Source organism: Methylobacillus sp. DLP286, from assembly GCF_056636515.1.
Map to the genome: position 1 here is coordinate 1578557 of NZ_CM153145.1, position 23274 is coordinate 1601830.

General features: G+C 56.8%; 22 protein-coding genes. 15 read left to right on the forward strand and 7 right to left on the reverse strand.

Annotated features, from left to right (window positions below; all coding sequences use genetic code 11):
- Positions 1 to 23 precede the first annotated feature (23 nt).
- From tfpB to asd, 5 genes are all read left to right on the forward strand, one after another.
- Positions 24 to 1808, forward strand: a complete 1785-nt coding sequence (gene tfpB, locus ACWXTG_RS07660; RefSeq protein WP_407997300.1) for a type IV pilus assembly ATPase TfpB — start codon at positions 24 to 26, stop codon at positions 1806 to 1808.
- A 157-nt stretch (positions 1809 to 1965) separates the two neighbouring features.
- A complete protein-coding gene (locus ACWXTG_RS07665) occupies positions 1966 to 3672 on the forward strand; it encodes an acetolactate synthase 3 catalytic subunit (protein WP_480219509.1) in 1707 nt (568 codons plus the stop codon).
- 8 nt (positions 3673 to 3680) lie between these two features.
- Positions 3681 to 4172 carry an acetolactate synthase small subunit gene (ilvN, locus tag ACWXTG_RS07670; RefSeq protein ID WP_230342326.1) on the forward strand — a complete coding sequence of 164 codons (492 nt, stop codon included), beginning with the start codon at positions 3681 to 3683 and terminating at the stop codon, positions 4170 to 4172.
- A gap of 58 nt (positions 4173 to 4230) precedes the next feature.
- Positions 4231 to 5247 carry a ketol-acid reductoisomerase gene (ilvC, locus tag ACWXTG_RS07675; RefSeq protein WP_309566367.1) on the forward strand — a complete coding sequence of 339 codons (1017 nt, stop codon included), beginning with the start codon at positions 4231 to 4233 and terminating at the stop codon, positions 5245 to 5247.
- A 132-nt stretch (positions 5248 to 5379) separates the two neighbouring features.
- Entirely contained in the window at positions 5380 to 6228 is an 849-nt protein-coding gene (gene asd, locus ACWXTG_RS07680) for an archaetidylserine decarboxylase (RefSeq protein ID WP_480219510.1), read from the forward strand.
- A gap of 52 nt (positions 6229 to 6280) precedes the next feature.
- Here the strand turns inward: asd and ACWXTG_RS07685 are convergent, their stop codons facing one another.
- Positions 6281 to 6799, reverse strand: coding sequence for an RNA pyrophosphohydrolase (locus ACWXTG_RS07685; protein ID WP_309566364.1), 519 nt, complete (start codon positions 6797 to 6799; stop codon positions 6281 to 6283).
- A gap of 221 nt (positions 6800 to 7020) precedes the next feature.
- Here ACWXTG_RS07685 and ACWXTG_RS07690 point away from each other — a divergent pair, with 221 nt between their 5' ends.
- From ACWXTG_RS07690 to ACWXTG_RS07705, 4 genes are all read left to right on the forward strand, one after another.
- On the forward strand, positions 7021 to 7983 hold the full coding sequence (locus ACWXTG_RS07690) for a YVTN family beta-propeller repeat protein (protein WP_480219511.1): 963 nt from the start codon (positions 7021 to 7023) through the stop codon (positions 7981 to 7983).
- A 262-nt stretch (positions 7984 to 8245) separates the two neighbouring features.
- Positions 8246 to 8776, forward strand: coding sequence for an SRPBCC family protein (locus ACWXTG_RS07695; protein WP_309566362.1), 531 nt, complete (start codon positions 8246 to 8248; stop codon positions 8774 to 8776).
- Positions 8777 to 9002: 226 nt separating this feature from the next.
- Entirely contained in the window at positions 9003 to 9437 is a 435-nt protein-coding gene (locus ACWXTG_RS07700) for a pilin (protein WP_405029518.1), read from the forward strand.
- 82 nt (positions 9438 to 9519) lie between these two features.
- Positions 9520 to 10323: a sterol desaturase family protein gene (locus ACWXTG_RS07705; protein ID WP_309566361.1), complete on the forward strand. Its 804-nt coding sequence runs from the start codon at positions 9520 to 9522 to the stop codon at positions 10321 to 10323.
- Between the two features lie 52 nt (positions 10324 to 10375).
- Here the strand turns inward: ACWXTG_RS07705 and ACWXTG_RS07710 are convergent, their stop codons facing one another.
- Together ACWXTG_RS07710 and ACWXTG_RS07715 are read right to left on the reverse strand one after the other, a co-directional pair.
- Positions 10376 to 11146 (reverse strand): 3',5'-cyclic-nucleotide phosphodiesterase, encoded by a 771-nt coding sequence (locus ACWXTG_RS07710; RefSeq protein WP_309566360.1) that lies wholly within the window; start codon positions 11144 to 11146, stop codon positions 10376 to 10378.
- Positions 11143 to 13368, reverse strand: a complete 2226-nt coding sequence (locus tag ACWXTG_RS07715) for a CHASE2 domain-containing protein (protein WP_480219512.1) — start codon at positions 13366 to 13368, stop codon at positions 11143 to 11145. The genes ACWXTG_RS07710 and ACWXTG_RS07715 overlap by 4 nt, the downstream gene beginning before the upstream one ends.
- 145 nt (positions 13369 to 13513) lie before the next feature.
- Here ACWXTG_RS07715 and ACWXTG_RS07720 point away from each other — a divergent pair, with 145 nt between their 5' ends.
- The 5 genes from ACWXTG_RS07720 to folE2 all read left to right on the forward strand — a co-directional run bounded on the left by ACWXTG_RS07720 (position 13514) and on the right by folE2 (position 18142).
- Positions 13514 to 14182: an alpha/beta hydrolase gene (locus ACWXTG_RS07720; RefSeq protein WP_407992980.1), complete on the forward strand. Its 669-nt coding sequence runs from the start codon at positions 13514 to 13516 to the stop codon at positions 14180 to 14182.
- A 112-nt stretch (positions 14183 to 14294) separates the two neighbouring features.
- Positions 14295 to 14552, forward strand: coding sequence for an exodeoxyribonuclease VII small subunit (gene xseB / locus ACWXTG_RS07725; protein ID WP_309566357.1), 258 nt, complete (start codon positions 14295 to 14297; stop codon positions 14550 to 14552).
- Complete coding sequence (locus ACWXTG_RS07730; RefSeq protein ID WP_407997292.1) at positions 14549 to 15439, forward strand: polyprenyl synthetase family protein; 891 nt, start codon at positions 14549 to 14551, stop codon at positions 15437 to 15439. The genes xseB and ACWXTG_RS07730 overlap by 4 nt, the downstream gene beginning before the upstream one ends.
- A gap of 11 nt (positions 15440 to 15450) precedes the next feature.
- A complete protein-coding gene (gene dxs / locus ACWXTG_RS07735) occupies positions 15451 to 17295 on the forward strand; it encodes a 1-deoxy-D-xylulose-5-phosphate synthase (RefSeq protein ID WP_407992982.1) in 1845 nt (614 codons plus the stop codon).
- Positions 17296 to 17341: 46 nt separating this feature from the next.
- The gene (gene folE2 / locus ACWXTG_RS07740; protein ID WP_309566354.1) at positions 17342 to 18142 is read left to right on the forward strand and encodes a GTP cyclohydrolase FolE2; all 801 of its coding nucleotides are present in this window, start codon (positions 17342 to 17344) and stop codon (positions 18140 to 18142) included.
- A 71-nt stretch (positions 18143 to 18213) separates the two neighbouring features.
- On the opposite strand, the gene ACWXTG_RS07745 is transcribed toward folE2, so the two are convergent.
- The 4 genes from ACWXTG_RS07745 to ACWXTG_RS07760 all read right to left on the reverse strand — a co-directional run bounded on the left by ACWXTG_RS07745 (position 18214) and on the right by ACWXTG_RS07760 (position 21886).
- The gene (locus tag ACWXTG_RS07745) at positions 18214 to 18855 is read right to left on the reverse strand and encodes a retropepsin-like aspartic protease family protein (protein ID WP_407992983.1); all 642 of its coding nucleotides are present in this window, start codon (positions 18853 to 18855) and stop codon (positions 18214 to 18216) included.
- A 141-nt stretch (positions 18856 to 18996) separates the two neighbouring features.
- A complete protein-coding gene (locus ACWXTG_RS07750) occupies positions 18997 to 20121 on the reverse strand; it encodes an MFS transporter (protein WP_480221218.1) in 1125 nt (374 codons plus the stop codon).
- Between the two features lie 76 nt (positions 20122 to 20197).
- Complete coding sequence (gene aroC, locus ACWXTG_RS07755) at positions 20198 to 21283, reverse strand: chorismate synthase (protein ID WP_480219513.1); 1086 nt, start codon at positions 21281 to 21283, stop codon at positions 20198 to 20200.
- Positions 21284 to 21355: 72 nt separating this feature from the next.
- The gene (locus tag ACWXTG_RS07760; protein ID WP_480219514.1) at positions 21356 to 21886 is read right to left on the reverse strand and encodes an rRNA large subunit pseudouridine synthase E; all 531 of its coding nucleotides are present in this window, start codon (positions 21884 to 21886) and stop codon (positions 21356 to 21358) included.
- 58 nt (positions 21887 to 21944) lie between these two features.
- On the opposite strand from ACWXTG_RS07760, the gene icd reads away from it, so the two are divergent.
- Complete coding sequence (icd, locus tag ACWXTG_RS07765) at positions 21945 to 23183, forward strand: NADP-dependent isocitrate dehydrogenase (protein ID WP_480219515.1); 1239 nt, start codon at positions 21945 to 21947, stop codon at positions 23181 to 23183.
- Positions 23184 to 23274: the final 91 nt, after the last annotated feature.

Genomic DNA, 23274 nt, shown 5'->3' on the forward strand with positions numbered 1-23274 from the left:
CGCGAATCTTTAGTATTCCTCACATGAGTCAACCTAGCGCCATTTTCCACCCTGCTCCCGGCCGCCTGTCACTGGGCGATACCTTGCGCATGCTGGTCAATGACGGGCTGGTGCACAAGCTGCAGGCGGAGCAATTGTTCAAGGACCGCAGACTGGACAGCTCCAACCTGCATCCGCTGATCATCATCAGCGAGCAGAAATGGAAAAGCCTGCAGTCCCCGAACAAGCAGCTTTCCCTCGAAATGCTCACCGCCTGGCTGGCGAAACGGGCCAACCTGGAACACTTTCATGTAGACCCGCTCAAGCTGGATTTCAGCGCCGTGGCCCAGGTCATTTCCAAGGCTTATGCCGAGCGCCTGAAGATCATGCCGGTCAAGGTCAGCGGCCAGGAAGCCGTCATCGCGACCGCCGAGCCGTTCTTCACCGACTGGATACCCGACCTCGAACGCATCCTGAAGCTCAGCATCCGGCTCGTGGTCGCGAACCCGCGCGAAATCAGCCGCTACCTGCCGGAAGTCTACAACCTCGCCAACTCCATCAATCTCGCCAACACGGCAAAAGCCGGCCAGGTCATTGGCGTGCAAAACCTGGAACAACTAGTTGAATTAGGCAAGAACAAGAATCTCGATGCCAACGAGCAGCATGTCGTCAACATCGTCGACTGGCTGTTCAAGTACGCCTTCGAGCAGCGCGCGAGCGACATCCATCTCGAGCCGCGCCGCAATATGGGCATCTTGCGCTTCCGCATCGACGGCGTGCTGCACCAGGTGTATCAACTGCCCAGCGCCATCATGAATGCGATCACCAACCGCATCAAGCTGCTGGGCCGCATGGACATGGTGGAGAAGCGCCGCCCCCAGGATGGCCGCATCAAGACGCTGACGGACGAGGGCGAGGAAATCGAGCTGCGCCTGTCCACCATGCCCACGGCATTCGGCGAAAAACTGGTGATGCGTATTTTCACGCCGGAAATCCTGGTCAAGGATTTCGTCGAGCTGGGGTTTTCCAGCGAGCAGGCGCAAAAATGGACGCAGTGGACGCAAAGCCCGAACGGCATCGTCCTCGTCACCGGGCCGACCGGTTCCGGCAAAACTACCACGCTCTATTCCACGCTTAAGCTGCTCGCAACGCCGGAAGTCAACGTCTGCACCGTGGAAGACCCCATCGAGATGGTGGAACCCGCCTTCAACCAGATGCAGGTGCAGCACAACATCGGGCTGACGTTCGCCGACGGCGTACGCACCCTGCTGCGCCAGGACCCGGACATCATCATGGTGGGCGAAATCCGCGACGTGGAAACCGGTGAAATGGCGATCCAGGCCGCATTGACCGGCCACCTGGTACTCTCGACCCTGCATACCAATGACGCGCCTGCCGCGGTAACCCGCCTGCTGGACCTGGGCATTCCACCGTACCTGATCCACTCCTCGCTGATCGGCATCATGGCGCAGCGGCTGGTGCGCACCTTGTGCCCGCACTGCAAGACGCCTGCCGATATCAGCCAGGAGCAGTGGAGTGAACTGGTGGGCGCATGGAAACTGCCCAAGCCCGCGCAAATCTATGCCGCCAACGGCTGCCTGGAATGCCGCATGACCGGCTATCGCGGCCGCAGCGGCATTTACGAGATGCTGTCTCTGACGCCGGAACTCAAGAAACTCATTACTCACGACGCCGATCTCGCCAGCATCAAAAAGCTGGCTTACCAGCAAGGCATGCAGCCATTATTGATCAACGGCGCCGAGAAAATTGCCGCGGGCCTGACCACCATAGAAGAACTGCTCAAGGTCGCGCCGCCGCCGTTTGAATAACGATGCAGAACACCGGCAAACTGCCCAGCAGGCTTTGCCACAAGCCACTTAAAATCACTGGCTTAAAGCCGAGGCTCACGTAATCTTCCTTGACCAAAATGGCGCAAACCGTTAGTGTTCTAAGTTTCCCAAATTCTCGGCATAACAAGCAATATCTATGGAATTATCTGGCGCAGAAATCGTCATTCGCTGTTTGCAGGAAGAGAACGTCAAATACGTTTTCGGCTATCCTGGCGGCGCAGTGCTCAATATTTACGATGAAATATTCAAACAGGATAAGTTCAAGCATATCCTGGTCCGTCATGAGCAAGCTGCTGTCCATGCAGCGGACGCCTATTCCCGCGCCACAGGTGAAGTCGGGGTCGCCCTGGTGACGTCCGGCCCGGGCGCCACCAACGCCATTACCGGCATTGCCACCGCCCACATGGATTCCATCCCCATGGTCGTCATCAGCGGCCAGGCGCCGACGCCTGCCATCGGCCTGGATGCTTTCCAGGAAGTGGACATGATCGGCATCTCGCGCCCCTGCGTGAAGCACAACTTCCTGGTCAAGGATGTCAAGGACATAGCGCCCACCATCAAGAAAGCGTTCTTCATCGCCGCGACCGGACGCCCCGGCCCCGTGGTCGTCGATATCCCCAAGGACATTACCGCGCACCTCGGCCATTACGAATACCCGAAAAGCGTGGAGATGCGCTCCTACACGCCTATCCTCAAAGGACACTCCGGCCAGATCAAGAAGGCCATCAAGCTCATGCTCGAAGCCAAGCGCCCCATGCTGTATACCGGCGGCGGCGTGGTGTTGGGCGATGCGGCAGATCAATTGATCAAGCTCGCCCACAGGCTGGGCTTCCCTGTGACCAACACCCTGATGGGCCTGGGAGGCTATCCTGCGACGGACAGGCAGTTTGTCGGCATGCTCGGCATGCACGGCACGCTGGAAGCCAATATGGCGATGCAGAACTGTGACGTGCTGGTGGCCGTAGGCGCGCGTTTTGACGACCGCGTGATCGGCAACCCGCAGCATTTCTACAACAAGGACCGCACCATCGTCCATATCGACGTCGATCCTTCCTCTATCTCCAAGCGCGTCAAGGTGGACGTACCCATCGTCGGCCATGTGCAGTCCGTGCTCGCCGAGATGAACGAGTTACTCGATGCGGAAACCCGCACGCCGGACGCTGCCGCGCTCAAGGCCTGGTGGACGCAGATCGAGGAATGGCGCGGACGCAACTGTCTCGGCTACAACCGCAACAGCGAGATCATCAAGCCGCAGTTCGTCATCGAGAAGCTCTGGGAAGTCACCAAGGGCGAAGCCTATGTGACCTCCGACGTCGGCCAGCACCAGATGTGGGCCGCGCAATACTACAAGTTCGACAAGCCGCGCCGCTGGATCAACTCCGGCGGCCTGGGCACCATGGGCGTCGGCCTGCCCTATGCCATGGGCGTGCAGTTTGCCGACCCCAAGGCCAAGGTGGCCTGCATCACCGGCGAGGGCAGCATCCAGATGAACATCCAGGAGCTGTCCACCTGTAAGCAGTTCCACCTGCCGATCAAGGTGATCCTGCTCAACAACCGCTATCTGGGCATGGTGCGCCAGTGGCAGCAGTTCTTCTATGAAAACCGTTACTCCGAATCCTATATGGACAGCCTGCCGGATTTCGTCAAGCTCGCGGAGTCGTACGGCCATGTCGGCATGAACATCGAAAAGCCCGCTGACGTTGAAGGCGCCTTGACCGAGGCGTTCAACCTCACCGACAGGTTCGTCTTCATGAACTTCATCACCGACCAGAACGAAAACGTGTTCCCGATGGTGCCGAACGGCAAGGGGTTGTCTGAAATCATCCTGGCTGAAGACCTGTAAGAAGAACCATGAAACATATCATCTCCATATTGATGGAAAACGAAGCCGGCGCCCTCTCCCGCGTTGCCGGCCTGTTTTCCGCGCGTGCATACAATATCGAATCCCTGACCGTGGCGCCCACCGAGGACGCCACGCTGTCACGCATGACCATCGTCACCTCCGGATCGGATGATGTGATCGAGCAGATCATCAAGCAGCTCAACAAGCTGATTGATGTGGTCAAGGTACTGGACCTCAACGATGGCCGCTTTATCGAGCGCGAGCTGATGTTGGTGAAGGTAAAGGCTACCGGCTCCTTCCGCGACGAAATGAAGCGCATGTGCGACATTTTCCGCGGCCGCATCATCGATGTAGCAGACGGCAGCTACACCATTGAGTTGACCGGCTCCGGCTCCAAGCTGGACGCCTTCCTGGAAGCGCTGGACAAGGCCGTCATCCTGGAAACCGTGCGCACCGGCGCTTCCGGCATAGGCCGCGGCGACAGGATACTCAAACTTTAAACACTCAAGTTGCCCATCGCACCGGGCAACAGAATCCATTTGTATTGAAAGGTAAAAAATGAAAGTCTATTACGACAAGGACGCTGACCTATCCCTGATCAAGAAACTGAAGGTGACCATCGTCGGCTACGGCTCCCAAGGCCATGCCCACGCGCAAAACCTGAAGGACTCCGGCGTGACCGTCACCATCGGCGCCCGCAAGGACGGCAGCTCCTTTGCCAAGGCCGTGAACGCAGGCCATGACGTCAAGGAAATCAAGGATGCCGTCACTGGCGCGGATGTCGTCATGGTCTTGCTGCCTGACGAAACCATGGCAGAAATCTATCACGCTGAAATCGAGCCCAACCTGAAGAAGGGCGCTGCGCTGGCCTTTGCTCACGGTTTCAACGTGCATTACAACCAGATCGTGCCGAGCAAGGACCTGGACGTGATCATGATCGCGCCTAAGGGCCCAGGCCACACCGTGCGTTCCGAATACCTCAAGGGCGGCGGCGTGCCATCCCTGATCGCGGTTTACCAAGACGCCTCCGGCAAGGCCAAGGACATTGCACTGTCCTACGCTGCAGCCAACGGCGGCACCAAGGGCGGCGTGATCGAGACCAACTTCCGCGAAGAAACCGAAACCGATTTGTTCGGCGAACAGGCCGTGCTCTGTGGAGGCGCGGTCGAACTGGTCAAAGCAGGCTTCGAGACACTGGTCGAAGCTGGCTACGCCCCGGAAATGGCCTACTTCGAGTGCCTGCACGAACTGAAGCTGATCGTGGACCTCATGTACGAAGGCGGCATCGCCAACATGAACTACTCCATTTCCAACAATGCCGAGTACGGCGAGTACGTCACCGGCCCGCGCGTGATTGCCGACCAAGCCCGCGCCGCGATGAAGGAATGCCTGACCAACATCCAGAACGGCGATTACGCCAAGCAATTCATCCTGGAAGGCCGTACCAACTATCCATCCATGACTGCACGCCGCCGCCTGACCGCCGCCCACCCGATTGAGCAAGTCGGCAGCCAACTGCGCGCCATGATGCCTTGGATTGCCAAGAACAAGCTGGTAGATCAATCCAAGAACTAATTAGTTTTTGGTAGATTGATCGCACTTAGTCTCAATCCAAGAACTAAGCGATCAAAGTCTACGTTAAAATAGAAAGAGGCTGGACGTCGTCCAGCCTCTTTTTTACATCCAGTCCCCTATGAAGAGGTTTGTGTGTCAAAACCCTGTTCCGTCAAACTGCAATACCTGACCCCAAAAATCGCACTGACCGCATTGGCGGGCAAACTCGCCCACTTGCGGGCAGGCCGGTTGACCACCGCCGTCATCCGCTGGTTTGCCAAGCATTACCGGGTCAACATGCTGGAAGCGGTGAATCCCGACATTGCCAGCTATGCCAGCTTCAACGACTTCTTTACCCGTGCATTGAAGCCCGGTGCACGGCCGCTGGCCGATGCGGCGCAAATCTGCCCTGTCGATGGCGCCATCAGCCAGTTCGGCCGCATAGACAAGGACCAGATTTTCCAGGCCAAAGGCCACCAGTACTCCACCACCGCCCTACTGGCCGGCAATGCTTCGATGGCACAGCATTATGAAAACGGCTACTTCGCCACCATCTATCTCAGCCCCCGCGACTACCACCGTATTCATATGCCCTGCGACGGCAAACTGCTTTCCATGACCTATGTGCCCGGCGACCTGTTTTCCGTCAACCCCGTGACTGCCGAGCACGTCCCCGGGCTATTCGCCCGCAATGAGCGGGTGGTATGCGAATTCGCGCATGGCGAAGGCAAGTTCGTGCTGGTACTGGTGGGCGCCACCATTGTGGGCAGCATGGCGACCGTATGGCACGGCATCGTCAACCCGCCGCGTCCGGGGAAAATCCAGGCCTGGCACTATCATGACCAGGACATTCACTTGAAACAAGGTGAGGAAATGGGACGCTTCCTGCTAGGGTCGACAGTGGTGCTACTCTACCCGGAAGCGGCAGGACTTAAGTTCCAGGCCGGCTGGCATCCATTGAAGGCCGTATCCCTGGGCGAGGCAATGGCGCAACAAGATTGAAATGAAACTGAAAAGGAGATTCCGGCCCGACGCCGGAATCTCCATAGGAAAATCAACGCACTGGCTGATCCAGCTTCTCCGCCGCGCGTGCGCGCCGGCGATCCGCCAAATGGGAGGACAGCTCCTTCAACGCCAGGCGATAGACATCGCGCTTGAACTCAATGACGGAATCCATCGCTACCCAGTAATCGCTCCAGCGCCAGGCATCGAATTCCGGATGCGTGCTGGCACGCAATGACACGTCGCTATCACGTCCTACCAGCCGGAGCAGGAACCATATCTGCTTCTGCCCCTTGTAACTGCCACGCCATTCGCGCTTGATCCAGTTGGTGGGCACGTCGTAACGCAGCCAATCCCGGGTGCGGCCCAGGATTTTGACATGCTCGGGACGCAGCCCAACCTCCTCCATCAATTCGCGGTACATGGCTTGCTCAGGGCTCTCGCCATATTTAATCCCGCCTTGCGGAAACTGCCAAGAGTGTTCGCGGATGCGCTTACCCCAAAACACCTGATTGCGGGCATTACATAAAATAATGCCGACATTCGGGCGATATCCATCCCGATCTATCATGACAACATACCTCTATAGTTTGTCGTCATTTTTCCATATTTCGCCAGATATTGAAAGCTGGGCAAGCTGCAACGCCACGATCAAAATCCCGGAAAACACAGGAGAAATCCAGCCTTGACGCTGTTTGCAACGCCCCCGTATACTGCCGGGTCAACCTGCAGCAACGTTGACGCGTTACCTTAACCAACTGGCAAAACCCGATCGCAAAAACGTCATCGACAGTGAAACACAACATCCGTATCCTCAGCAGCTTCCTGCTTCTTCTGGCATTTGTCTTCCCGGCTCTGGCAGATGAGGCCTACATCACCAACCAGGGTGAAAACACCGTTTCCGTTCTCAACCTTGCCGATCAGAGCGTCATCGCCACCATTGCCGTAGGCAAGGCCCCCGTAGGCGTTGCCGCCTCCGCCAGCCTGGGCAAAGTCTATATCAGCAATGTCGATAGCCACTCGGTATCGGTGATAGACAGCAAAAAACATGAAGTCATCGACACCATCGAGATATCCGGCTCGCCAGTCGGCATTGCCCTCTCGCCGGACAGCAAAACACTCTACGTTGCAGACTGGGGCGATGACCGCGTCCTGGCAATCGATACTGCCGATCCCAGCCAGCGCCGCGAAGTCAGCATCGGCAAAGCGCCTGCGGGGCTCATCGTCAGCCACGACGGCAGCAAGCTTTATGTCGCCAATCGCGACAGCAACGATTTGGCGGTGATCGACACGCACTCCCTCAAAGTGCTGCAGCGCATCGCCACCGGCGAGCACCCGTTCGGTATCACCCTCGGGCCGGATGGCAAGCAGATTTTTGCCGTCAATGTCTATGCCAACAGCCTGTCGGTCATCAATTTGGAAAGCCTTGAAACACGCACCATTGCCGTGGGGGAACACCCATATTGCGTTACGGTGAGCCCGGACAGCCGTTACGCCTACGTCACCAACACCCAGGCGGACACGGTCTCCGTGATCGACCTCGAACAGAACAAGGAAACCGCCAAGATCCGCGTCGGCGGTTTCCCGGAAGGCATCAACTACGATGCTTCCACCAACAAAATTTACGTTGCCAATTGGTTTGACAACTCGGTTTCAGTGATAGACGCCAGCAGCCATAAACATATCCAGGACATTTCCACCGGCAAGCAAAGCCGGGCGTTCGGACAGTTTATACTCAACAAGACGTCGCATTGATTGGGAGCTGCCGGGAACCTCAAAACAAATCGAGTAGCCAGCAAGCACTGCGGATCGGGATGTGATGCGAGGCGCAAACCACAGTGATAGCCATAGCTATCGCGAGGATTTGCAACGAAGCAGCCCACCCGATTCCGCAGATGCTTGCGGCACGGTGATTTGTTCTGAGGTTTCCAGGTATGCTGTCCCGCTACAACCTAGCAGCAGGACAGCACATTGACGGTTCCACTTTTATAACTTGCAAAAACATGGAGAAACATAGATGAAGAAAATCCTCGCATTACTTGCCATCGGCCTGCTGCCGCTCACTGCCGCCGCCCACGGCCCTTCACCGCAGAAAGTTGAAAAGACTGTCGTCATCGACGCCAGCCCGGACAAAGTCTGGGCCTTGGTCAAGGACTTCGGCAACATGCAGAAATGGCACCCCGCGGTTGAAAGCACCAAGCTCGACAAGCGCACGGTAGACGGTACGGAAGAAACCGTACGCCTGCTCACCCTCAAGGGCGGCGGCACCATCCTGGAAAACCTCAAGAGCATCGACGAGGACAGCAAGCAGCTCAAGTACGGCATCATTGAAGGCGCGCTGCCCGTCTCCGACTACTACTCCACCATCACCGTGAAGGAAGCCGAAGGCGGCAAGACCGAAGTCAAGTGGATGGGCCGCTTCTACCGCGTGTACAAGCTCAACCCGCCCATCCCTCCAGGCCAGGATGACAAGTCCGCTCTGGATGCGATCAATGGCGTATATGACGCCGGCCTTGCCAACCTGAAAAAGGTTGCCGAAGGCAAGTAATTTACTTGCAAACCTAACAATGCTTGTCACATCGTGACAAAAATTGTCAGTTAAAGGTGAACAAAAAGCGGAGCAACAACTCCGCTTTTTTATTTTCCATCTGACAAAATCCTTAAAATTCAATACATAACCCATCATCACCTAAAGCTGGCACAGCCATTGCAATAAGCAATGCATGCGGTACTCCTCCAACCGCAGCAAACACTCAACTCAACTAAAGGGGTTCATGATGAAAAAAGTACAACAAGGTTTTACGTTGATCGAACTGATGATCGTAGTGGCGATCATTGGTATTTTGGCGGCAGTGGCGATTCCGGCTTATTCTGACTATCAAGCAAAAGCAAAATTTACTGCTGGTTTATCCGAAATATCAGGGTATAAAACTGCATTTGAGCTTGTTTCAAATGACGGTGAAACACCTTCTACAGCTAACTTGAACATTCCAGCGACAACCACATCTAACTGCACTATTGCCGTTGCTGCAACTGGCCTCGAATGTACCATTCTTAACGCTCCGTCCCAAGTAAATGGTAAAAAAATCACACTTACCCGTGCATCAGCAACAGGTGTTTGGAGTTGTGATAGTGATTTAACCGGTGATGCAAAAACTAAATATTCACCAAAATCTTGTCAAGGTGCTACTGCTCCTACAACACCCTAATTATTCAAAAATAAGCAATATTGCGTAATAAAAAAGCTTACTGATCTCAGTAAGCTTTTTTTACAAATAAGATCCAATCCGGATGATTGAATTACTATATAACACCTTGACCGGGCTTTCCGTTCCCGCCCTTATTTTTCTCATCGTCTCGATATTTCTACATTATCGGTATCCTATTGTGGTGTTAGAAAAATGCTTTCCCCGCAACCTCGGTTTTAACCTCTCATCTTATTTCATGGACGCGCTTCTGGTTGCGCCCATCTTGGTAGTTATTTATCAGTGGCTGCATAACAGCATTACCACCCACCAGATTATGCTACCTTCATCTACGATTTTTTCAACGTTACCCGAATATGTAACGATATTCGTCATCTTGATTCTTGGAGACTTTATCGGCTATTGTCGTCATCGCATTGAACACCATCGAGCCCTATGGCCAATTCATGTCATGCATCATAGCGATAAGCACATGAACTGGATGACCATTTTTCGCTTTCACCCAGCCAATCGACTTAACACCTTAATTATTGATAATGCATTCCTGCTAGTTCTAGGATTTCCTGCATGGGCATTGATCATCAATGGACTGATACGCCATTACTACGGTATGTTCATTCATGCAGACCTGCCATGGACATTTGGACCTGTACTAGGAAAAGTATTGGTTTCGCCAGCAATGCACCGTTGGCATCATGCTTTGGATGGCAAGGGAATGAATAGCAATTTTGCTACTTTGTTTGCCTTTTTTGATTTGATGTTTGGCACTTACTACTTACCCGGCCCTTGCACTAGCGACCTCGGAACCACTACAGCTAAAGGAGACTCTCCATTAGCTTATGTAAAAGAATTGGTTAACCCCATACTCATGATGGTGCGAAAACATTAACGTCTCAAAATTCACTCGTCCCAATCACAACAATTACGTATCTTCATCAGCATCAAGCATCAACTTCTAGAACTTGTCCATGCTGTAGCATTTGTGGTGTCAGTTCATGCATTACTGCACTAATCTCCTGCATGATAGCTTCCCCTTCGCCCGGCTTCAGGTGCGTAACCCATACTTCTGGACGAGGCTTTAGTCGATCTAAACCATTCAGCAGCAATGCCGGGCAATAATGATGGGATATCAAAGCTAGGGCAATCTCGGCATCGGTAAATGACACTTCGATGATCAGGTGACGTAAATTGTCTACTTGGTTCAGCACTTGCCAGAACTCGTCGCAACTGGTGGTATCGCCGGTAAATGCAAGGCTGCCCGAGCCGCTATCGAGCAAATAGCCGACTGCCGGCACGCTATGGTTGGCAGGGAGCGCCACAATGCGGCGGCGGGCAATCTCAACCTCGTCTCTCACCGTTATAGGCGCATATTGCAGCAACGGTTGCTCGGGAGTGGGAATCCGGTTGAAGTCGGGCCAGATTTGCCCATTGAAGATATGCGTCTTGAGGCTGGCGATGGTCTCCGGCAACGCATGCACTGTCACGGGCCGTTCGCGCCTGCCCAGCACGGCGTCCAGCAGCAATGGCAGGAAAGCGACATGGTCGAGGTGGGAATGGGTGAGGAACACATGGTCGATCGCCGACATTTGCTCGAGGGTGAGGTCGCCCACGCCAGTGCCGGCATCGACCAGGATATCTTCATCCACAAGCAAAGATGTCGTACGCAGGCCCTGGCCTATGCCGCCGCTGCAGCCCAATACCTGGACAATCATGCTTCCCCCCGCTTGCTTCCAAAGTTGAATACGCCATCCCAATCCGCTTCTGGCGCATGGCGGCTGAAATGGTTGATGCGCTCAAGATAGAGCGTGTAAATCCTGCGCCCGCCATACATAGTTTGCAATGCCATAAAAGCAATATTGGCCTGCTGCCATTGTTGCTGGCGGTAGGCTGCCAATGCCAGTTCGTATTGATTCAACTCCTGTTCTGCCGCGGCATCTTCAACCATGATGGGAGCATAGATCCTTACCGGAGCATCCTTGCCCTTGACACGGATCAGGTCCAACTCACGGTAGAGATATTGCGTTGCGGCCCGCACAGCAAACTCGCTCACGATGACAGGTTCCGCATAATATTCGCACAAGCTCTCCAATCTTGAACCCAGGTTGACCGCATCGCCAAGCACTGTATAGGCCATGCGGAACTCGGAACCCATGTTGCCCACAGTCATTTCGCCGGTATTGAGGCCTATGCCTATTTTCAAGACAGGCCAGCCTTTCTCCTGAAAACCCGCATTCACTTTCTCAAGCTCCCTCTCCATGTCCAGGGACGCGTTGACCGCATTGACCGCATGCTGTTCGTCATGCAGCGGGGCGCCCCAGAACGCCATGATGGCATCGCCCATATATTTGTCTATGGTGCCGCGGTGCTGGTGTATGACGCGCGTCATCGCCGTCAGGTATTCGTTCATGAGCTTGGCCAGCGTTTGCGGATCAAGCGCTTCCGAGATGGTGGTGAACCGGCGGACATCGCAGAACAGCACCGTCATCTCCCGGCTTTCTCCCTCCAGCCCGAGTTGATTCGGCCGGGCTGCCATTTCCGCGACCAGCTCCGGCGGCACATACTGTCCGAATAGTTGTGCCAAGTGGCGCTTGCTGCGCGACTCGATGAAATAGCCGTAGCTCATGTTGAGTACATAGAGCAAGACCACGAGCAGCAAGGCCGAAGCCAATGGCAGCACGACGCCGATTTTCCATGACAGGAGATTGGACAATACCAGCAGGGATAGCACCGCCGCCGACAACATCGTGGCAGGCACAGGCCGCATGCGCGGCAGCAGGATGGACAGCCCCACGCCCAGAAGCATCAGCAGCAGGAACTCGGCGCCCAACGTGTAGGCCGGCTGCTGCCTGACGCTGCCGTCCAGGATGCCCGCGATCATGTTGGCGTGGATTTCCACGCCGGGATACACACTCTGCACAGGGGTCGCGCGCAAATCCATCAAGCCCGGCGCCGTCGTGCCGATCAGCACAATCCGGTCCTGCAGTTGCTGCTGTGGCACCTTGCCGTGCAATACATCGGCAGCCGAAACATAGGAAAAACTCCCTTGCCTGCCGCGATAGGGAATCAATGCATTGAGGTTGGCATCGACCGGGATTTTCCGCTGGCCGAGCTCCAGCCATTCCATGCCGGCGTAATGCATGCTGTGGGAGAAACCGGGCATCACCTGCACGTTCCCCAATACTTGGCGCGCCACTGCCAGCGACAAGGCTTCATATACGCCATCCTGATATGCCACCAGCAATGGAATGCGGCGGGTAATGCCGTCCTCGTCCGGGTCGGAATTGAAGTGCCCTGCCGCTTTTGCCTGTTGCTGCAAGAGCGGCAGGTTGGCGCCGTACCCGCTGGCCTGCTGATAGGCAATATCGCGCCCGGCCAGCACCTCCGCCTGCATCACGGGCGGGGGCAATGCGCCAATGTTGTGCTGCATGCGGGCGTCATGGCGGAAGTAGTACCCCAGCACGACATTACGCCCCCGCATGCTGTCGGCAAACTGCTGGTCGTAATCCAGCCCGGGCGCTAACGCATCGATTAGCTGTGCTATGTCTGGCCGCTGGCTGATTTGCGCCTGCCGCATTGTTTGTAGTGCCGCCAGGCCCGAACTTTCGTCCTTTTCGGCAAACACGACATCAAATGCCACCAGCCTGGCCTGGTACTGGTCGAATAGCCTGTCCAGCAATTGCGCCAGCTTGTTGCGGCCCCAGGGCCAATGCCCCTCCTGTTGCAGGCTGGTTTCGTCGATGTCGACGATGACGATATGGTCGTCCAGCCCTCCCGGCGTCAGCAACTGCAGCCGGGCATCATAGGCAAAACGCTCCATCGCTTGTATGAAGCTCAGATTCAAGGCTCCCACGACATGGGCCAGCAATAGGATCGTGACCAGTATACCGAGCAACAGGCGGATGTGTTGATGGGAAAAGAGACGGGAAATACGCATGCAGGAATGAGGTTGTCGGGTTATGCCAGTGCGTTGATTTTACAGAAGCATAGCGTAAAAGCCTTGCACATGGGGAATGTGCCGTATGCCATATGCTGGATTGCATGGCAGAATGCAGCTTTCGCTCCAAACACAGGCAGAACTGATGCCCTTACTTGATTGTATTGAAATTTCCTCCGATGACGCCATCCGCAACAGCGTGATCTGGCTGCACGGCCTGGGCGCGGACGGCAACGATTTCGCGCCAGTGGTGCGCGAGCTGGCGCTGCCTCATACGCGCTTCATCCTGCCGCACGCTCCGGCAATCCCGGTCACGGTCAACCATGGCTATACCATGCCCGCATGGTATGACATTTACAGCTTCGAGCCGGGTGCAGCCCAGGATGGCGATGGCATCCGCGCCACCCAGGAAAAGGTCGAAGCCCTGATCGCCAATGAACTGGCACGCGGGATTCCAAGCCAACGCATCATGCTGGCGGGCTTCTCGCAGGGAGGCGTCATTGCGCTGCACACCGCGTTGCGTCACCCCGCTCCTCTTGCCGGAGTATTGGCGCTTTCCACTTATCTTGCGCTGGCTGACAGCCTCTCCATAGAAAAGCATGCCGCCAACCAGCACATCCCCATCTTCATGGCGCACGGCACATTGGACAATGTCATTCCGCTGGCGCGTTACCATGCATCCGCACAGGCATTGCAAAGCCAGGGATATTCCCTGGAACTGCATGAATACCCAATGCCACATTCCGTTTGCATGGAGGAGATCGGCGATATCCGCGGCTTCATGCAGCAGCAGCTCGGATTATCATTAACTTAATCATGGTTTACAGAAGCAGTTCGGCGTAAAATGGCGCATTATTTTCACAATAATGCAATGAGCACGCACAGCTTGATGGAGTTGTGCCACATGCTCCTGCACCGGTTGTTTCATGAGTAAAAAAACCAAGGCTGACGATCCGCAAGCCAGCATATTTGAAGCCCTGAGCTTCGAAACCGCCATGACCGAGCTGGAGGGCCTGGTCGGGCAGATCGAGTCCGGCCAACTGCCGCTTGAGCAATCCCTGGCCGCCTACAAACGCGGCTCGGAGCTATTGCAGCACTGCCAGAAATCACTGGCAGACATTGAGCAGCAAGTACGCATCCTCACCGAGTCCAATCAGCTACAACCGTACAACGACGCTAAATGACCGATTTCCAAAGCTGGGCCCACCATACCCAACAACGTATGGAACACACGCTGGACAGCTTGCTTCCAGCATCGCACATTTCCCCCAACCGCCTGCATGAAGCCATGCGCTATGCCGTATTGGGCGGAGGCAAACGCGTACGCGCATTGCTTGCGCATGCGGCAGGCGAACTCTGCGGCGCCAACCCTGCGAAAGTGGATATTGCAGCCGCCGCGGTGGAATTGATCCACGCTTATTCCCTCGTGCACGACGACATGCCATGCATGGACGACGACGACTTGCGCCGCGGCAAGCCGTCCTGTCACAAGCAATATGACGACGCGACAGCGCTGTTGGTAGGCGACGCCTTGCAAACGCTGGCGTTCCAATCGCTGGCGACGCCGGGCTTATGCACCGATCCAGGCAGGCAACTGGAAATGGTCAACCTGCTGGCTATCGCCAGCGGTTCGCGCGGCATGGCGGGCGGGCAAGCGATCGACCTTGCCAGCGTAGGCAAGGCGCTCGACCAATCCGAGCTGGAATACATGCATATCCACAAAACCGGAGCCCTGATCCGTGCCGCAGCCCTGCTTGGCGCGCATTGCGCCGACGAGCTGGACCAAGCGCAACTACATGCAATCGACCATTATGCTCAAGCCATCGGGCTCGCTTTCCAGGTAGTGGACGACATTCTCGACGCAGAGGCCGACAGCGAGACCCTGGGCAAGACGGCAGGCAAGGACGCCGAAAGCGACAAGCCGACTTATGTCACGATCCTGGGCATAGACCACGCCAAGCGCTTGGCGCAGGAATTGCTGGACGACGCGCTCGCGCCGCTGGCGCCTTATGGCGAAGCCGCCAGCCAGCTGAAGCAGGTGGCGCACTTCATTACTCAACGTAGCTTTTAAGCGAACCAGCCATGTACGAACTGCTAGAACGCATCAACTCACCAGAGCAACTGCGCAGGCTTGACCGCAGGGAGCTGCATGAGCTTGCCAGGCAATTACGCGGCTTTCTCGTCAATAGCGTCGCGCAAACGGGCGGGCACCTGTCCTCCAACCTGGGCGTGGTCGAACTCACCATCGCCTTGCACTATGTATTCAATACGCCGGAAGACCGCTTGGTCTGGGACGTGGGGCACCAAACCTACCCTCACAAGATACTCACCGGCCGCCGGGAAGAGATGGGCAACCTGCGCAGGCCTGGCGGCATTGCCGGATTTCCACGCCGGGACGAAAGCATTTACGACACGTTTGGCACCGGGCACTCCAGCACCTCCATTTCCGCCGCGCTCGGCATGGCGATTGCGGCACAAAAAAGCGGCTCCGATCGTCATTCGATCGCCGTGATCGGCGATGGCGCCATGACCGCAGGCATGGCGTTCGAGGCGCTCAATAACGCGGGCGCCATGGATGCCAACATCCTGGTGATCCTCAATGACAACGACATGTCGATATCGCCCAATGTCGGCGCGCTGACCAACTATCTGGCAAAACTGCTGTCAGGGCCGCTGTATACCTCGATGCGCCGCTCCGGCGAGAAGGTGCTGGGCGTCATGCCCCCGGTACGCGAATTCGCTAAGCGCGCGGAAGAGCACGTGAAGGGCATGGTGACTCCCGGCACGCTATTTGAGGAGTTCGGCTTCAACTACATCGGCCCGATCGACGGCCACGACATCGATGTATTGATCGCGACATTGCGCAATATCCGCGAGCTCAAGGGTCCGCAGTTCCTGCATATCGCGACGCAGAAAGGCCACGGCTACCAGCCTGCCGAGGACAACCCGGGCAAGTTCCACGGCGTCGGCAAGTTCGACCCCAGCAACGGTTGCTCGATTGCCCAGGCAGGCAAGAAAACCTATACGCAAGTGTTCAGCGACTGGCTGGTGGACATGGCCGCCCAGGACGAGCGCCTGATCGGCATTACCCCCGCCATGTGCGACGGCTCCGGCCTCAATGCCTTTGCCGAGCAATTCCCAGACCGCTTCTACGACGTCGGCATCGCCGAACAGCATGCGCTCACTTTCGCCGCCGGCATGGCATGCGACGGCCTGAAGCCGGTCGTCGCGATCTACTCCACATTCCTGCAACGCGCATACGACCAGTTCATCCACGATATCGCCTTGCAGAACCTGCCGGTGATGTTCGCGATCGACCGCGCCGGCCTGGTGGGTGCGGACGGTCCGACACATGCAGGCAGCTTCGACCTCAGCTACCTGCGCTGCATCCCCAATATTATCGTCATGACGCCAAGCGACGAAAATGAATGCCGGCAAATGCTGTACACGGCTTATCAGCACAACGGCCCATCCGCCGTGCGTTATCCGCGCGGCGGCGGCCCGGGTGCAGCCATCGCCAGTGAAATGCAGTCGCTGCCGATCGGCAAGGGCGAGCTGCGCAGGCAGGGCAGCCGTGTGGCGATCCTCGCGTTCGGCAGCATGCTGAGCCCAGCGCTGGAAGCTGCCGAAACCCTGGATGCCACCGTGGCCAACATGCGCTTCGTCAAGCCGCTGGATACAAGCCTGGTCAGCCAGCTGGCACAGAGCCATGACCTCATCGTCACCGTTGAGGAAAACGCCATCATGGGAGGCGCGGGCGCCGCCGTGATGGAATCCATGCAGGCATCGGGCATTCACACGCCTGTGCTCTGCCTCGGCCTGCCCGATACGTTCATCGAGCATGGCGTGCATGAAACCATGCTGGCGGAATGCGGTCTCAATGCCACGGGCATCGTTGCCGCAATTGAGAAAAGATTAACCAAGTAGTATACTCAACTATTACCGAATTCACTTATAGCATTTCAGGAATCCCATGAACCAACCCTCTATTCCGCCGATTGAAGATGTGCAGAACACCCCGGACACCCGGCAGCTCGCCATTGACAAGGTAGGGATCAAATCCATCCGCCACCCGGTCAAGGTCAAGGACAAGACCGGCGGCGTCCAGCATACCGTTGCGAACTTCAACATGTACGTGTTCCTGCCGCACAACTTCAAGGGCACGCACATGTCGCGCTTCGTTGAGATACTCAACAACAACGAGCGCGAAATATCGGTGGAATCGTTCGAAAGCATCCTGCGCGCGATGGTGGAGCGCCTCGATGCCGAGTCCGGCCACGTCGAGATGACCTTCCCGTATTTCGTCAACAAGGCCGCCCCGGTTTCCGGCGTGCAAAGCCTGTCCGACTATGAAGTGACTTTCATCGGCGAAATCAACAAGGGCAAGTACGACATCACCGTCAAGGTCGTCGTGCCCGTGACCAGCCTCTGCCCATGCTCCAAGAAGATATCGGACTACGGCGCGCACAACCAGCGCTCGCACGTCACCGTGACAGCCCTGATCAACGACTTCATCTGGGTGGAAGACATCATCCGCCTGGTGGAAGACCAGGCTTCCTGCGAAGTGTATGGCCTGCTCAAGCGCCCCGACGAAAAGTACGTCACCGAGCGCGCCTACGACAACCCGAAATTCGTCGAGGATATCGTGCGCGATGTCGCGGCCCAGCTCAATGCCGAGGCACGCGTCGTGAATTACACCGTGGAATCGGAAAACTTCGAATCCATCCACAACCACTCCGCGTACGCCCTGATCGAAAAGGACAAGCGCAAGTAAGCGCAACGCATTCGTGCTGACACAAAAAACGGCAGCCTAGGCTGCCGCTTTTATTTGCTGAATCCAGATGCTTAATATTTCTTGGTCAGCGTCAGCGCGATGCCTTCGCGCTTCATTTCCATGCGGTTGAGCGCGCTCATGCCCAACAGCACGACCGCGGGCGAGCCGCCCTCCATCACCAGCCCGTCCACCTGGCTCAATACCAGGCCGTTGAGCCGTACGTGATTGATCACCACCTTGTAGGCATTGGCCACGCCGTTCGCCGTCTGAACGGATACGGGAATGCCGCGCTTGTAATCGATCTTGGCATACTTGGCGTCGCCGCTGTTCATGACGATGGCGGATGCGCCCGTATCCACCAGGAAGCGCAATGACGCGCCATTGATCTGGCCTTCGACGAAATGGTGCCCGGTCGAATCGGCATACAATGTCACGCTGCCGCCTGCCGCGGCATCCTTGCTTGGCAGCGCGATCGCCTGTCCCATGCCCAGTTCCCGCTTGAAGCCGTCCACCTCGATCACCGCCTTGTCGCTGCTGGCGGAAACCAGGCGGATGCCTTCAGGGCTCACTTCCCCTGCCGAGAGGGTGCGCGGCTTGCCGCCATTGACGACCACGATCGCCTTGCCCTGGAACAGCCCCACGATGTTCACCTGGGTTTCTGCCCATGCCAGCGAAGGCAACAGCCATGGCAGCACCCACATCAATATCCGCATTGTTTCCCCTTTTTAGAGCCGCTGACAAACCCCTTCTGGCGTTGTTGCCCAGCCTTGCCGTACTTGTTGTACTGTCTGCGGCAGAACGCCTAGCCAGAATCACTTCGCTGGGTTTTGTTAGCGGCTCTTAATCTTCCCGCATCATAAACATGAAAAAGATAAAGCCGAGCATAGCGCGGATGCGGTAAATGTCCAGCTCGGGCCAATGCTTTCCCAGGCAAAGCCGCTGATCACGGCGCCCAGTGTCCCGCCAACGCCATAGGAAATGCTGGTATACAGGCCCTGCCCCTTGGATTGGTGCTTACCCTTGAAATACCGGTGCGTCAGCGCAACCGCCGCCGCATGGTAAGACCCGAATGTCGCCGCGTGCAATGTCTGCGCAAGCACGATCAGCCACCAGACATCCACGGCCCAGCCGATCACGAAGAAGCGCACGAATGCCAGGAACAGGCTGGCGAGCATGATGCGCCGCAAGCCGAAAAGGGCAAATAGCCTGGGCATGTAGAGGAACACCATGATTTCGCACATCACGCCCAGCCCCCACAGCCAGCCGATAATCCCTTTGCTGTAGCCGTGGTCCACCAGGTAAATCGAGTAGAAAGTGTAGTAGACGCCATGCGCGGCTGACATGGCGAAACAGGCGGCCATCAGCGCAATGACCTCGCGCCTGCGCAATATCGCCCACCAGGAACCATCGCTACCATGATGCTGCAACGTCACCAGCGGATCCGCCAGGCGCCATGACAAGCCCCAGACGGCAGCCAGCAAGACCAGGATCACCCACAGCAACGCCATCATGCCCAAATATTGCACGGCATACCCCAGTCCAATGACCGCGACAACGAACCCTATCGAGCCCCAGAGGCGGATATGCCCATAGCGGTCCAGCCTCTCTCCAAGATGGCCCAAGGTAACCGCCTCGATCAAGGGCAAGGAAGCGCTCCAGAAAAAACTCAAGGTCAGCATGATGGCGAACAGCCAGTAAAAACTGTTGCCGAAAAACACGCCGACATAAGCCAGCAGGCTGGCTCCCGCGAGGAATTGGATAATCGGGACACGATGCCCACGATGGTCTGCCACCCAGCCCCACAGGCTGGGTGAGAAACTGCGGGCAATCTGGAACAGCGACATCAGGATGGCGATCTGGAAGGCGCTGAACGCCAGGGACTTGAGATACAACGTCCAGAACGGGGTAAAAGCGCCGACGAAGCCGAAATAGGCAAAGTAAAAGCCGGACAAGCGCCAATAAGGCAAGGGAGCATGCATTTTCATGCTGGCTTAATACAAACGGACAGCTTAGTCATCGTCGATACACTGCCCGCCTGCATGGTGGTGAAGACCCTCAGAGCTTGATGGTATCCACCGAGACGTCGGCATTCTGGGCGCGGTGGCGCAAGGCGTGGTCCATCAGCACCAGCGCCATCATGGCTTCCACGATAGGCGTGGCGCGCACGCCCACGCAAGGGTCATGGCGGCCCGTGGTCTGCATTTCCAGCGCCGCTCCCTGCTTGTCGATGGAATGGCGCAATTGCGGAATGCTGGAAGTCGGCTTGAACGCGACATGGGCGATGATCTCCTGCCCGCTGGAAATGCCGCCGAGTATGCCGCCAGCATGGTTGCTGGCGAATCCCTGCGGCGTCAGCTCGTCGCCATGCACCGATCCGCGCTGGGCCACGCTGGCGAACCCGTCGCCGATTTCCACGCCCTTGGCGGCATTGATCCCCATCATGGCATGGGCAATGTCCGCGTCCAGGCGGTCGTAGACCGGCTCGCCCCAGCCCACCGGCACGCCTTCGGCGACCACGGTGATCCTCGCCCCCACGGAGTCTCGCTCGTTGCGGATGCGGTCGAGATAGGCCTCTAGCTCTGGCAGGATGGACTCGTTCGGCGCAAAAAAGGCATTCTGGTTCACTGCATCCCATGAGCTGAAAGGAATCTGGATTTCCCCCAGCTGGCTCATATAGCCGCGGATGGTGACGCCATAGCGCTGTTTGAGCCACTTCTTGGCGATCGCGCCCGCCGCGACGCGCACCGCCGTCTCTCGCGCACTGGAGCGGCCGCCGCCGCGATAGTCGCGAATGCCGTACTTCTGCCAATAGGTGTAGTCGGCATGCCCCGGACGGAAAGTCTCGGCGATCTTGCCGTAATCCTGGCTACGCTGGTCCTGGTTACGGATCAGCAAACCGATCGGCGTACCGGTCGTCCTGCCCTCGAAGACGCCGGACAATATCTCCACGGTATCCGGCTCCTTGCGCTGGGTGACATGACGCGAAGTGCCAGGCTTGCGGCGATCCAGCTCCTGCTGGATATCCTCTGCCGACAGCTCCAGCCCCGGCGGGCAGCCATCGATCACGCCGCCGATGGCCGGGCCGTGCGATTCGCCAAAAGAAGTCAGGGTAAACAGGGTGCCTATGCTATTGCCGGACATGGATGGTATCTACTATGGTATATACGGATAAGAACCGGAGTTTAACATATCCGGCCATATGATTTGGGCCGGCTAGAGCCGCCTCCACTCCCCGGGCGCGATGCCATCGATCGTATGCTGCCCAACGGCATGGCGCACCAGGCGCAATGTGGGAAACCCCACCTTGGCAGTCATCCGGCGCACCTGGCGGTTCTTGCCCTCGCTGATGATCATCTCCAGCCATGCGGTCGGGATAACCTTGCGTTCGCGGATCGGCGGATTTCTTGGCCACAACCCGGCCGGCTCCTCTATCCGCCTGACCTTCGCGGGCTGGGTAACGAAGTCGCCCAGGTCCACCCCATGCCGCAGCGGCTCCAATGCCTCATCCGTGGGATCGCCCTCGACCTGCACCCAGTAAGTTTTGAATTCTTTGTGCCTGGGATGCGATATGCGGTGTTGAAGTCGCCCATCATCGGTTAGAATAAGCAGACCTTCACTGTCGGTATCAAGCCGCCCAGCGGCATAAACCCCTGGCACAGCAATATAATCCTTCAATGTCTTGTGCTTTTCATGGGGACTGAACTGGCAAATTACACCGTAGGGCTTATTGAATAAAATCAGCATCTTGGTCTCATGGAATGATTGCGCCCGTATCTCTAGCGTTTGAATAGGATAGTTCTGAATGTCTACAAAAATCAAAGTACCCACCACTGGCGAGAAGATCAGCGTTAACGCGGACAACACGCTCAACGTTCCCGATCACCCGATTATCCCATTTATCGAAGGCGACGGTATCGGCGTCGACATCACCCCGCCCATGCGCCATGTCGTCGACAGCGCCGTCGCCAAGGCCTATGGCGGCAAGCGCGCCATCGCCTGGATGGAAGTGTATGCCGGCGAAAAAGCCGTGAAGACCTATGGCGACAACACTTGGTTGCCGGATGAAACGCTCAAGGCCGTCAAGGATTATGTCATTTCCATCAAAGGCCCCTTGACCACGCCAGTCGGCGGCGGCATCCGCTCGCTCAACGTGACTTTGCGCCAAGAGCTGGACCTGTATGTTTGCTTGCGCCCCATCCAGTATTTCCAGGGCGTGCCCAGCCCGGTCAAGCATCCTGAAAAAACCGATATGGTGATTTTCCGCGAGAATACCGAGGACATTTATGCCGGTATCGAATGGGCTGCCGGCACCGACGAAGTGAAGAAGGTGGTGGACTTCCTCAGCGACATGGGCGTGCGCAAGAAAATCCGCTTCCCTGAAGCTTCCGCCATCGGCATCAAGCCGGTTTCGATCGATGGCAGCAAGCGCCTGGTGCGCAAGGCAATCCAGTATGCCATCGACAACAACCGCAAGTCCGTGACCATTGCCCACAAGGGCAACATCATGAAGTTCACCGAAGGCGGGTTCAAGAACTGGGGCTACGAAGTCGCCAAGGAAGAATTCGGCGCGGTCGAGATCGACGGCGGACCATGGTGCAAGCTGCCCAACGGCATCGTCATCAAGGATTGCATCGCCGATGCGTTCCTGCAGGAAATCCTGCTGCATCCTGCAGACTACGACGTAGTGGCCACCCTGAACCTGAACGGCGACTATATTTCAGATGCGCTCGCGGCCCAGGTTGGCGGCATCGGGATTGCCCCTGGCGCCAATATCTCGGATACCGTTGCCATGTTCGAGGCTACCCATGGCACGGCTCCCAAGATCGCCGGCAAGGATATCGCCAACCCTAGCTCGCTGATCTTGTCGGCGGAAATGATGCTGCGCCACCTGGGATGGATCGAAGCCGCCGACCTGGTGATTAATGGTGTTGCCAAGGCGATCCAGGCAAAACGCGTCACTCATGATTTTTCATCCCAAATGGACGGCGCCACGCAAGTGGGCAGTGCGGAATTCGGTGCGGAAATCGTCAAGCATATGTGATGACGTATGTCAGCCCTGATGGGCTGGCAAAATAAAAAAGGCCGGATTTCTCCGGCCTTTTTATCGTGAAGACTATACAGTCATCAGCGAG